Genomic DNA, 12,377 nt, shown 5'->3' with positions numbered 1-12,377 from the left:
GTCATGAAGGACAAAACTCGGAAATTCAGCCAGGAAAATGCCCTTCATCAGAGTCATGAAGGACAAAACTCGGAAATCCAGCCAGGAAAATGTCCTTCATCAAAGTCATGAAGGACAAAACTCGGAAATCCAGCCGGGGAAATGTCCTTCATCAGAGTCATGAAGGACAAAACTCGGAAATCCAGCGAGGAAAATGTCCTTCATCAAAGTCATGAAGGACAAACTCAGAAATCCAGCCAGGAAAATGCCCTTCATCAGAGTCATGAAGGACAAAACTCGGAAATTCAGCCAGGAAAATGTCCTTCATCAAAGTCATGAAGGACAAAACTCGGAAATTCAGCCAGGAAAATGTCCTTCATCAGAGTCATGAAGGACAAAACTCGGAAATCCAGCGAGGAAAATGTCCTTCATCAAAGTCATGAAGGACAAAACTCAGAAATCCAGCCGGGGAAATGTCCTTCATCAGAGTCATGAAGGACAAAACTCGGAAACCCAGCGAGGAAAATGTCCTTCATCAAAGTCATGAAGGACAAAACTCGGAAATCCAGCAAAGGAATGGAGCTGTCCGTTGGATTTTTGTTGATCCTTTTTATTTTACAGACTTTTTAGACAGCCTCATGGTTATGTGTAGTTCACTATATTTTTACAGATTTACCGATGCTACGGAAGAAGATTTTCGAAAACATAATCAAATGTAGTGAAATAAACATAAGGTATAATGAGGTGATTTCAAATGGTAAAAGTGTATCTTGATCCAGGCCATGGCGGTTCCGATCCAGGAGCAGTAGGAAATGGATTACTAGAGAAAAACTTGACGTTAGATATTGCTAAAAGAGTTCGCGATGGGTTATTGAATAGATATGAAAATGTTTCCGTTAAGATGAGCAGAACGACAGACAAGGCAGTTTCTTTAGGAGCACGGGCTGATGACGCTAATCGTTGGGGAGCTGATCTATTCATCTCAATTCATATTAATTCCGGTGGCGGGACGGGATTTGAGGATTATATCCATCCAAATGCCAGTAAAAAAACAGTCAGTTATCGAGACGCTTTTCATAAGGAATTTATAAAGCATGTGAGTTTACGAAATCGAGGTCGGAAAACGGCTAACTTTCAGGTGCTGCGAGACACACAAATGCCAGCTATTTTGACGGAGAATGGTTTTATTGACCGTGCCAATGATGCGAAAAAGTTAAAGAAGTCCAGCTTTCTAGATGACCTTGCTCTTGGTCATATTGAAGGAATTGCAAAAAGCTTGAATCTTCGACCGAAAGAGAATCAAAACAATGATGAAGAAGGCAATGAGAAAGATGATTCGACATTTCTCATTCGTGTCATCACACCGGATCTGTACTATTATAATAAGCCTGATTGGAATGCAAAAGTGGGCAAGGTACAGAAAGGGGAAGTTTTTACCGTCGTTGACACATTAACCGTTAATGGGTCTAAGATGTACAAGCTAAAGAGTGGAAATTATATAACAGCTTACTCAGGATATGTGGAAATCATCTAAGCGTATGATGTTCTATCAGAGTTTGTAGTTGAATAGTTGATAAATAGCTAAATTCGTAGATCAACTTGATAGATAGTTGGTGCAAAGTGCAGATGACGGATTGGTTCATGATAAAGTGAAACTTCCATCAGTGGGGGGCTTCATCCCCCACTGATGGTTAGTTGAACCAATCGGACCTTTACGGGCAGTTATCCCCCACCTATCTTCTTTGATCCCTCATAAGCTTGAGATGGGGGTCTTACTGCCCGTTAAGTGTGGGATAAAATGAAAAAACATCAAGCATTCACTTGATGTTTTTTTTATTTTTAACTGGGCTGTAACAATAACAGCACTAAAAAATAGATACGATGATTCATCCTTCTTCACTATGCTATAATGACTTTTATTACCTTTTTAAAAGGAGTGTTCCCATGCAATTAACGATTCGAGCTACGGGAGAAAATGTGAAAGTTATTTCATATTTATTAGCAAAAAACCCGAACAATGTATATGAACGGAATCATAAAGGGCATTTAGTAAGGCTTTTTTATAGTGCATGTAGTGAAACAGAGTTAGATGTAACCATTTTTGTCACACCTGATGCATTGGAGTTGAAGCAGAATAGCTCTTATACATATGATATTACACATTATATTAACGATCGGGAGTTTGCGGTAAGCAGTATTTTTTGTTCTTTTATTCGACCGGCTCTTGGGACAGCACTAAATGGTCAGCCGAAAGAAGAATATAAGAAGTGGGTTAACCATTGTTTTCCTTTCGAATTCCAATTTGGACCTGTTTCTTCAACCCTTTCTGATGAAGAGATTAGAGCTCTTTTTGAACCGTTAGGGTATGAGACAGCTATTTCTCACGCTGAAACGAATTACTCTTTTCATTTGAAGAAAAAAAGTACAGCGAGATTCATTTCGTTAAAAGGCTCAACAACTTTACAACATGGACTTCGTCAGCTATTTGTATTAATTCCTGTTTTAGATAATTATAAACATTACTATATTGATGAAAAAGAAATCGAGAAGATTGAACGATATGGTGAAGGATGGTTGGAAAATCATCCGTTGAAATCATTTATTTTACGCCAAGCTTTACGTTTTAAAGAAGTCTATAGCATCGTTCAGAAGACAGAAGAATCTGAAGAAAGTAAAGAGAAAACGGTGAAAATACGTCTTAATGATTTACGTTACGAGAAAATTATAGAAATGGTCAAAGGAATCGAACCAAGAAGAAGGATTGTGGACTTTGGTTCTGGAGAGGGAAAGTTATCACTAAGATTAGGGTTTGTGGATGGAGTGCAGGAAGTACTAGCTGTTGAACCTTCAGAATCAGCTGCACTTCAGGCTATAGAGCGATTTGAAAAAGTTCGTCATCAAGAAGGATTTGTGATGCCGACGCCATTATGGGGTTCCCTTTTTTATTATGATGAACGGTTGAAGAACAAAGATATTATGATTCTATGTGAAGTGATTGAACATATTGGTGCGTATCGATTGCCGAAGATGATGGATACAATTTTGAATGAATATCAACCAAATGTGTTAATGATTACGACACCGAATCAAGAGTATAATGCGGTTTATAATCTAGGAAAACAGATTCGCCATCATGATCATCGATTTGAATGGACGAGAGCAGAGTTTCAAACATGGTGTATGGATAGAAATAATGGCAGCTATGAGCTAGCGTTTATTGGAATTGGCGAAGCGCATGAACAGTATGGCTGTCCAACCCAAATGTGTGTGTTTTCAAGGAAGGAGGTTGAATGATGCAAATTATACTGCCGCATGCAGGAATTGTATTACTTATCGGACCGTCTAATAGTGGGAAATCTACGCTATTAAAAAGAATGATTGATAACGATTGTATTCTTGCTTCTGAAGTAGTTAGTTCAGATGATTTTCGAGTGTTAGTCAGTGATACCGAGTTTATCGATTATCAAAACAGACCGAAGGACGAGGCAGACGGCCTATTCGATGAATATCAACGTATTTCAAAAGAAGCCTTTTCGATGTTAGATTCGGTCGTTTCAGCACGGAGTCGGTTGAATAAACTGACGTTTGTCGATGCGACTCATCTTCATCCCGATGATCGAAAAAGATATATCGCGATTGCGCGAAAATATCATGTACCGCTTATTGCGCTTGTGTTAGATATTCCTCAAGATGTTCTTTTGGCACGAGATACACAAAGGGAAAATCCAAGAGGGAAAAGAAGGATTAAACAGCAAGACCAAGTATTTAAGCGAGAAAAACGTTTTTTGAAAAAAGAAGGTTATACGGCAATTTACTATATTAATGAGACAAATGATATAACTTTTATGAGACGGAAAAATCCAATTGAACAAGAAATCGAGCATGGTTTAGATATTATTGGAGATATTCATGGCTGTTATGATGAAATGATTGCACTGTTAGAAAGGCTAGGTTATCAAGAAAATGAGGATGGATTATATATACATCCAGAAGGAAGAAAATTTCTATCGATTGGGGATGTGATGAGTCGTGGCCCACAATCTTTGCATACGATGCAATTTTTCTTACATCATGTTCAACATCAACTCGCCTATATGATTGATAGTAATCATGGATGGAAAATCGCTCGTTGGCTAGATGGAAAAAAGGTGACGTTACAACATGGCGATGAAAAGGTAGCTCAAGAATTTGAAGAGTACGAAGTAGAATATGGAGCAGAGCAGGCAGAAGTACTGAAACAGAGTTTGAAAGGATTTTTGCTGAAGGCCCCTTCACACTATGTGTTTACCAAAAATGGTGTCCCAACATTAGTTTGTACTCATGCCGGGATTAAAGATGAATATATTGGGAAGCAATCTCGTGACATTAGTGATTTTTGTCGTTATGGAGATACAGATGGATTGGATGAAAAGGGGAAACCAAAGAGGAAGGATTGGTTTGTCCACCATCAAACAAGTACACTCATTGTTTGGGGACATGATCCAAAACCGCAGCCACTGCTTATTAATAATACTATTAATATTGACCAAGGTGTTGTGTTTGGAGGAAAGCTAACCGCATTTTGTTATCCGGAAAAGGAATTTGTATCGGTTAAAGCTGCTAAAGATTATGCACAGTCTCCAGATAATCCGCTCGTAGAATGGGAAGCAAGCCGATTGAATCCACCGAACATTGGTAAATTTATTAATGGATATTCAGTATTAACGGAACAATTAGGAGAAGTACGCATTCAGCAAGGAATTGTCAAACCGGCGATTGACGCAATTTCACATGATACGATTCCGATTGAGCAATTAATCTATATTCCTCCAACAATGAGTCCAACTCCAAGTGCATCTGCCTTAGATGATTTTCTAGAGCATCCGAAAGAAGCCATTGATTATTATCGAAATCAAGGAATAACAACAATGGTTGCTGAGAAAAAGCATATGGGAAGTCGAGCTGTTCTCTTTTTATTCAAAAATGAAGCAGCAGGGGAAAAACATACGGGATTTCAAACATTAGGGACTATCTATACGAGAAGAGGCAGACGTTTCTTTGATGCTGCCACGGAGAATCAGATTGTTCGAAGGTTGAATCAAGATTTACAGTCTTATTTCGATAAATATAATACGGAATTTGTTCTATTAGATGCAGAAATTATGCCATGGAATTTAAAAGCACGTGAACTAATCAACAATCAATACGCTCATGTTGCTGAAATTGCCGTATTGGACCGAGCAACATTGAAAGAGAAGTTAGAAGCTGTTGCTGGAACAAATGAAGAGCTAAAGGCATGGCTTCAAGAGTATGAAGTAAAACTAGACCATGCAAAAACGTTTAAAGAAGTGTTTCAGAAATATTGTTGGGATGTTGACGGGGTAAGTAAGATTCAAATTGCTCCATTTCATGTGTTAGCTCATAGCAGTCAGACCTTCTTCCATCAACCGCATACTTGGCATATGGAAGTGAATCGAGAATTGGCTGAGCTTTCTACTATATTTGTTGAAACAGAATATAAAGTTATTAGAGATGAAGCAAGTGAAGCGGAAATCATTCAATGGTGGGAAGAGATGACAAGTGATGGACATGAGGGGATTGTAATTAAACCGGAATTCTTTATTGCCGAGAATCGGGGGCAATTGCTTCAACCAGCGATTAAAGTAAGAGGTCGAAAATACTTGAATATTATTTATGGTATGGACTATTTATTTCCTAACAATCTTGAACGATTGAAGAGAAGAAATACAGGAAAAAAACAAAAATTAGCATTAAAAGAGTTTGCACTAGGTGTTGAAGGGATACAAAGGTTTGTTAATGGGGAATCGCTTGAACGGGTACATGAATGTGTGCTTGCAACATTAGCAATGGAGTCGGACCCTGTTGACCCAAGGTTATAAAAAGAAGCACTGAACCTCGATTCAGTGCTTCTTTTAGTAAGCGGATTAAAGATAAGATTTTTACATTATAAGGCATTTACATGTTTTATTCTATTTGCAATACGACGACCTTTTCCATAAGGAATACATAGGGGAGTGCCAAAGAGAGGATCTTGTGCAATTTGGCATTCCATGTCAAAGACGTTTTTGACAAGATCAGGACTGATAATCTGTTCTGGTTTTCCTTGGGCAAAGACGGTTTGATTACGAATAGCTACGATATGATGAGCGTAGCGACAAGCTAGATTTAAATCGTGTAAGACCATGATGATGGTTCGCTGCTCTTTTTCATTAAGTTCAAATAGTAAGTCTAGAATTTCAATTTGATGTGTTAAATCGAGATAAGTCGTCGGTTCATCTAATAGAATGACTTCTGTATCTTGTGCTAATGTCATTGCAATCCATGCTCTTTGTCTTTGGCCGCCAGAAAGTTCATCTACTTGTTTGTCTTTAAACTCACTCATACCTGTAGCTTGTAGCGCGTTCATTACTTTTTCTTCATCTTCTTCGGACCATTGCTTCAGCCAATTCTGATACGGATAACGTCCTTGTTTGACAAGCTGCAAAACGGTTAATCCTTCAGGAGCTGTTGGAGACTGGGGTAAAATGGATAATTTCTTTGCTACTTCTTTTGTCGGCAGTTTCGCAATGGCCGCACCTTCTAGAAGAACGGCACCGTTAGTTGGTTTTAATAAGCGAGCCATAGAACGCAATAAAGTCGATTTACCACAACCATTTCCACCAATAAAAACAGTGATTTCCCCTTTTGGGATGCTTAAATCTAATTCGTGAATAATGGTAGACCCACCGTAACCTAATGTTAAGGCTTGTGTACGAATGGCTTCTTTCATTGTAAAAACTCCTTTATCTTTTTTGGGTTCTAAACAGTAAATAAATAAAATACGGTGCGCCAATTGCCGCTGTAAAAACGCCTGCTGGTACTTCAATCGGTGAAAATAATGTTCTTCCGAGAAGGTCAGCTAACATGACGAGCAATCCTCCGATTAAGGCTGAAGTCGGTAAAAGGACTCCGAAAGAAGAACCAACTAAACGCCGTGCGATATGAGGGGCCATTAACCCGATAAAGCCAATTCCGCCAGCGAAAGCAACAGCGCCAGCTACTAAACAAGTACTAATGAGTAATAATAGCAGTCTGTTTTTTTGTACAGCGTTGCCGACACCTGCAGCTAATTCCTCCCCTAACTCTTGGATATTTACATCGCGGGAATATATAAAGGCAATTAGCAAGAAGATAGCTGTCCAAGGGAGAATCATCCATACTTGTTCCCATGTAGCTTTACTTACACTACCAGTCGTCCAAATGCTTGCTTCACTAGCACGGTAAATAGGTCCAAGTATCATAAGTAAAGTCGTCATTGCTTGCATAAGAGCTGAAATGCCGATACCAATTAACACAAGCCGTATAGGAGTTACTCCGTTTCGCCACGCTAGCGAATAAACGGTAAGTCCTACTAGTATTGCTCCTAAGAAAGCAGCAAGCGGCAGCCATTGAATACTGACTGTTAAAGAATGATTTTTGTCGCTAAAGATCGATAAAAATCCAACTACGGCTGCACCGGCACCTGTTGTAATTCCAATAATGTCAGGTGACGCCAATGGGTTTTTAATCATTCCTTGAAGTATTCCGCCTGCGACTGCTAATGCCATTCCGGCAACTAAGGCAATGATGATGCGCGGTAAGCGAAAGTTTAAGACTACTAATCTTTCCATATCTGTTCCGCCGCCAGCAAACACGTGAAGGACGGTTAATGGACTAATCGCCATCCCGCCGAGTCCAGCACTAATAATGAATATTAATGCAGTCAGAATAAATAAAATACCTATTTTTTTAACTGCCTTTTTATCAAATAAAAAGGAAACTTTTCCGTTGAACGCTCGAAATCCTCGATAGTTACTCATTAGTTTCTGAACCCCTTTCTCGCGATGTAAACAAAGAATGGAGTCCCGATAAAGGCTGTTATAACACCTACTGGTACTTCTCTTGGCATAATGATATATCGTGCCCCGATATCAGCTACCAATAGAAGAATACCTCCAAGTAGTCCAGCAAAAGGAATCAACCAGCGATGATCCGTTCCGATAAGTTTTCTTGCGACATGCGGGATGACAATACCGATAAAGCCGATTGGTCCTGCTACTGCAACGGAGCCGCCTGCTAGTAAAATAACAATTACAACGACTACGATTTTGACAATGCCTAATTTAAGACCTAATCCTTTTGCTACATCATCGCCCATCGCTAATACATTCATCTTCGGTGCAATTAGGATAGCTGCTATCCAGCCAATTAATAAATAGGGGAGAACAGCTATCAATAATTCTAGCTTTCTTCCTTGGACAGAACCAGCTAACCAAAACAGCACTTGCTCCAATTCTGCTTCATTTGCTGTAAGGATACCTTGTGTAAAAGAAGCAAATAAAGCGGCCATGGCTGCACCTGCGAGAGTGATTTTCAGCGGTGTTAGTCCATCATGTCCAGCAGAGCTAATTACATAAACAGCAATGGCTGCAAATCCCGCTCCAAGAAAAGAAATCCAAGTAAATGTTTGCAAGCTTGCTGTATGCATAAAGGTAATTGCCAATACAACGGCAAATCCCGCTCCGGCATTAATACCTAAAATATCGGGTGAAGCTAATGGATTTTTCGTTAATGTTTGCATCAACACCCCTGTCATAGCAAGGGAGGCGCCTACTGCAGCAGCAATTAACGCTCTTGGTAAGCGAACATTTTGAATAATAAGATGTTCGTTTGAATTGTTAAATTGTGTGAATGCTTCATATGCAGTATGAACGGACGTATTTGTATAACCAAAAACAATGCTCATACCGATACAGACCAGCAATAGTAGAAGTGCAACAATCATACCAAATAGTTTTGTAGAATTTTTAATCAGTATCATAGTTTTACCATTCTTTTCGTTTTTTATTTCGGCAATGTCATATAACATAGTTTTTATTTACAATCAAAATATTTAATTTGTTATTGACAGTAGTTGCTCCTTGTTTTAGTATTAGTGAAGAACTTAGGTGATAACGATTATCAGTATCAATGTCATCAATGTTAATATCTTACCATATACATAGGAGGAAGAAAAGGGATGAATAAAACAATTCAGAGATTATTATCTATGTTTGCTATACTAGCTGTTTTCGTTTTAGCCGCGTGTGGTAACACAAAGGATGAAGGAACAGAACAAGCGGATAATAAAGAGAAGAAAGAAACAAGCTATACAGTTGAACATGCAATGGGAACAACTGAAGTAAAAGGAAATCCAGAGCGTATCGTTGTGCTAACAAATGAAGGAACGGAAGCTCTTTTAGCTTTAGGAATCAAACCGGTCGGTGCGGTACAATCATGGTTAGGCGACCCTTGGTATGATCATATTAAAGATGATATGAAAGATGTTGAAGTAGTCGGTTTAGAAAGTGAAGTAAACTTAGAGAAAATTGCCGCTTTAAAACCGGATTTAATTATTGGAAACAAGCTTCGTCAAGAAGCCGTATATGATAAATTAAGTCAAATTGCCCCTACTATTTTTTCTGAAACATTAAGAGGAGATTGGAAAGAAAACTTCTCATTATATGCAAAAGCTGTGAATCAAGAGGAAAAAGGAAAAGAAGTTTTACAGCAATATGATGATAAAGTAGCTGCTCTTAAAGAAAAACTAGGTGATAAAACGAATCAAGAAGTATCTGTTGTTCGTTTCATGGCTGGAGTAACTCGTATTTACTACACAGACTCATTTTCAGGTGTGATTTTTAATGAGTTAGGATTTAAGCGTACAGAACAGCAAACAGAGATGTTTAAGGCTGATAGTAAATTAGGTAATTTAGCTATTGAAGTAGGAAAAGAAATGATTCCTAAAATGGATGGAGACGTTCTATTTTACTTCACATATGCACCAGAAGGCGATCCAAACGCTGTAGCGACAGAAGAAGAATGGACAAATGATCCGCTTTGGAAGAAATTATCTGTTGTTCAAGATGGAAAAACGTATAAAGTAGATGATGCTGTTTGGAATACAGCTGGTGGTGTATTAGCAGCAAATATTATGTTAGATGATATCGAGAAAATTTTCTTAGAAAAATAATTGTAATAGAAGTCAGGCACATTCCAAAAATTTGGAATGTGCCTATTTTTTTCTTAATTATACAGGAACAATCAAACAGATCTATAAATTGGTTATTTTTTGCATTATACTAAAAATTCTTAATATTATATTTACATTATAGTTAGAATGCTATTTAATAGATATATGTTTTTCAATTACTATTAAAATAGGGGGAAGGAAATGAGACAGACAGTTAAAAAATCTCTAGTATTAATTTCTGTACTTATGCTTGTATTGTTAGCCGCTTGTGGTGGAAGTGGTTCACAATCAGATAAGGAAGGAAATGAAGGCGGAACTATCAATGCGAAAATTGGAGTTATTTCCTATTTAACGGGTCCAGGAGCTGCATATGGAGAAGCGATTACAAATGGATTTAAATTAGCTCAAAAAGAAATCAACAAAGAAGGAAAAGTGAAAATTGATCTTGTTATTGAAGACTCGGTTGGAAAACAAGAACAAGCTTTATCCGCTGCTCAAAAGCTAATGAGTGATGATGAAATCGTTGCGCTATTAGGACCAACATTAAGTACAGAAATGAATGTTGTTGGACCTGAGGCAGATCTAAATGGTATTCCAATTATGGGAACATCGACTACAGCGGTAGGTATTCCGCAAATTGGAGAATATGTATTTAGAAACTCTATTCCGGAATCACTAGCTATTCCTGCTGCTATGAAAAAAGCAGTGGAAAAATATGATGTGAAAAAGGTTGCTCTTTTATATGGGAATGACGATGTATTAACAAAATCAGGTTATGACACAATGAAAGAAGAAGTAGAGAAAATGGGTCTTGAAGTTGTAACGACTCAAACATTCCAAAAAGGGCAATCAGACTATAATGCTCAATTAACGAAAATAAAATCTCTTAAACCTGATTTAATTTTAGCTTCTGCTTTATATAATGAAGGTGCCGTTATTATGGACCAAGCTAGAAAGATGGGAATCACAATCCCGTTTGTTGGCGGAAATGGGTTTAACTCTCCAGAAGTTATTAATATCGCTGGAAAAGCTGCTGATGGATTAATCGTTGCTACGCCTTGGTTTGCTGAAAAAGAAGATCCAAAAGTACAAGGATTTATTAAAGCTTATGAAGCTGAATATGGCAAGAAACCAGATCAATTTGCAGCTCAAGCATACGATGCCCTTTACATTTATGCGGAAGCTTTGAAAAATGCTGGAGAAGCTGATCGTGATGCATTCCGTGACGCTCTTGCAGAAATTAAAGGCTTTGAAGGAATTCTAGGATCATTCTCTTTTGATAAAGACGGTGACGTTGAAATGGAACCGACGGTTATTACTATAAAAGACGGAAAATTCCAATTGTTTGAATAAATAAAGCTTGTTATTTGAAAATCCATATCGGTATAAGTTTTAAAACGTGCTATACCTTAGGGAACATACTAGGGTATAGCCTTTCTGTTGATTGTAGTCAAAAAAATTTGAAGAAAGGGATGAGATGACTTGCTTTTAGAACAGTTAATTAACGGAATCACACTTGGGAGCATTTATGCAATCGTTGCCCTTGGATTCACCCTTGTATTTGGGGTTTTAGGTATCATTAATATGGCACATGGAGAAATCTTCATGTTTGGTGCATTTATTGGGGTTATTGTAACAAGTACATTAAAATGGCCGCTCTGGGCAGCCTTTCTTGTCGCAATTGGTGCGACAGCCATTTTAGGGTATTTACTAGAGCGATTTGCTCTTCGTCCACTTCGAGGAAAGCAAGGCGTTTCCCACCTTGCCCCATTAATTAGTACGATTGGTGTATCTATTTTTCTTGAGAATGTTTCCCATCATTTATTTGGTGCTGGTAACCAACCGTTCCGTAACTCTTTTGCAGAAATTAACTTTCAAATTGGTTCAATAACGGTTTATCTTGTACAGATTGTCATTTTTGCTATTTCGATTGTATTAATGATGGGTCTATCTTATTGGTTGTTAAGAACAAAGGCAGGTAAAGCTCTTAGAGCAACAGCTGAAAATTTAGAAACAGCTAGTATACTAGGGGTAGATACAAAAAGAATTATCATTTTAACCGTCATCATTGCCTCTGCACTGGGCGGAATTGCTGGTATTTTAGTAGGGATGGCTTTTAACTCTGTGAACCCGCAAATGGGATTATCAATGGGTTTAAAAGGGTTAGCGATTATTATTTTGGGTGGAATGGGTAATGTGAAAGGCGCTATGGCAGGTGGATTAATTCTTGGATTAGCTGAGACGCTCGTTGTTGCGTATGGGGATTCAGGCTATCGTGATGCAATAGCATTTATTACTATTATTGTCATTCTATTATTACGACCACAAGGAATTTTTGGTAAAAAATCAGCGGCGGAAGGAAGGTAAT

The 12,377-nt window shown here is 38.1% G+C and carries 9 protein-coding genes; 6 read left to right on the top strand and 3 right to left on the bottom strand.

Going from position 1 to position 12,377, the window contains the following annotated elements; genetic code table 11:
• Positions 1 to 733 precede the first annotated feature (733 nt).
• The 3 genes from ACE199_RS17625 (at position 734) to ACE199_RS17615 (ending at position 5,858) form a co-directional block, all read left to right on the top strand.
• Positions 734 to 1,513 (top strand): N-acetylmuramoyl-L-alanine amidase, encoded by a 780-nt coding sequence (locus tag ACE199_RS17625; protein WP_375350976.1) that lies wholly within the window; start codon positions 734 to 736, stop codon positions 1,511 to 1,513.
• Positions 1,514 to 1,923: 410 nt separating this feature from the next.
• A complete protein-coding gene (locus ACE199_RS17620) occupies positions 1,924 to 3,273 on the top strand; it encodes a 3' terminal RNA ribose 2'-O-methyltransferase Hen1 (RefSeq protein WP_375350975.1) in 1,350 nt (449 codons plus the stop codon).
• Positions 3,273 to 5,858: a polynucleotide kinase-phosphatase gene (locus ACE199_RS17615; RefSeq protein WP_375351033.1), complete on the top strand. Its 2,586-nt coding sequence runs from the start codon at positions 3,273 to 3,275 to the stop codon at positions 5,856 to 5,858. The genes ACE199_RS17620 and ACE199_RS17615 overlap by 1 nt, the downstream gene beginning before the upstream one ends.
• A 65-nt stretch (positions 5,859 to 5,923) precedes the next feature.
• On the opposite strand, the gene ACE199_RS17610 is transcribed toward ACE199_RS17615, so the two are convergent.
• Genes ACE199_RS17610 through ACE199_RS17600 form a run of 3 tightly spaced genes read right to left on the bottom strand, consistent with a single transcriptional unit; the run spans position 5,924 to position 8,818 of the window.
• On the bottom strand, positions 5,924 to 6,748 hold the full coding sequence (locus ACE199_RS17610; RefSeq protein WP_375350974.1) for an ABC transporter ATP-binding protein: 825 nt from the start codon (positions 6,746 to 6,748) through the stop codon (positions 5,924 to 5,926).
• Between the two features lie 13 nt (positions 6,749 to 6,761).
• Positions 6,762 to 7,817, bottom strand: a complete 1,056-nt coding sequence (locus ACE199_RS17605) for a FecCD family ABC transporter permease (RefSeq protein ID WP_375350973.1) — start codon at positions 7,815 to 7,817, stop codon at positions 6,762 to 6,764.
• Positions 7,817 to 8,818, bottom strand: a complete 1,002-nt coding sequence (locus tag ACE199_RS17600) for a FecCD family ABC transporter permease (protein WP_375350972.1) — start codon at positions 8,816 to 8,818, stop codon at positions 7,817 to 7,819. Before ACE199_RS17600 ends, ACE199_RS17605 begins: the two co-directional genes overlap by 1 nt.
• Positions 8,819 to 9,016: 198 nt before the next feature.
• Between ACE199_RS17600 and ACE199_RS17595 the strand changes: the two genes are divergently transcribed.
• The 3 genes from ACE199_RS17595 (at position 9,017) to ACE199_RS17585 (ending at position 12,376) form a co-directional block, all read left to right on the top strand.
• Positions 9,017 to 10,009, top strand: a complete 993-nt coding sequence (locus tag ACE199_RS17595) for an ABC transporter substrate-binding protein (RefSeq protein ID WP_375350971.1) — start codon at positions 9,017 to 9,019, stop codon at positions 10,007 to 10,009.
• Positions 10,010 to 10,210: 201 nt separating this feature from the next.
• A complete protein-coding gene (locus ACE199_RS17590; RefSeq protein ID WP_252291485.1) occupies positions 10,211 to 11,362 on the top strand; it encodes an ABC transporter substrate-binding protein in 1,152 nt (383 codons plus the stop codon).
• A gap of 129 nt (positions 11,363 to 11,491) precedes the next feature.
• Positions 11,492 to 12,376 (top strand): branched-chain amino acid ABC transporter permease, encoded by an 885-nt coding sequence (locus tag ACE199_RS17585; RefSeq protein ID WP_252291483.1) that lies wholly within the window; start codon positions 11,492 to 11,494, stop codon positions 12,374 to 12,376.
• Position 12,377 lies beyond the last annotated feature (1 nt).

Origin of the sequence: Peribacillus sp. Hz7 (genome assembly GCF_042136355.1) — a bacterium.
Taxonomy (GTDB): Bacteria; Bacillota; Bacilli; order Bacillales; family DSM-1321; genus Peribacillus; species Peribacillus asahii_A.
The sequence above is the reverse complement of the archived record's forward strand: the minus strand, read 5'-3'. Positions and strand labels throughout refer to the sequence as shown.

Coding starts and splice junctions, on each gene's coding strand:
- ACE199_RS17625 (WP_375350976.1), top strand. CDS start 734: ATGGTAAAAGTGTATCTTGATCCAGGCCATGGCGGTTCCGATCCAGGA.
- ACE199_RS17620 (WP_375350975.1), top strand. CDS start 1,924: ATGCAATTAACGATTCGAGCTACGGGAGAAAATGTGAAAGTTATTTCA.
- ACE199_RS17615 (WP_375351033.1), top strand. CDS start 3,273: ATGCAAATTATACTGCCGCATGCAGGAATTGTATTACTTATCGGACCG.
- ACE199_RS17610 (WP_375350974.1), bottom strand. CDS start 6,748: ATGAAAGAAGCCATTCGTACACAAGCCTTAACATTAGGTTACGGTGGG.
- ACE199_RS17605 (WP_375350973.1), bottom strand. CDS start 7,817: ATGAGTAACTATCGAGGATTTCGAGCGTTCAACGGAAAAGTTTCCTTT.
- ACE199_RS17600 (WP_375350972.1), bottom strand. CDS start 8,818: ATGATACTGATTAAAAATTCTACAAAACTATTTGGTATGATTGTTGCA.
- ACE199_RS17595 (WP_375350971.1), top strand. CDS start 9,017: ATGAATAAAACAATTCAGAGATTATTATCTATGTTTGCTATACTAGCT.
- ACE199_RS17590 (WP_252291485.1), top strand. CDS start 10,211: ATGAGACAGACAGTTAAAAAATCTCTAGTATTAATTTCTGTACTTATG.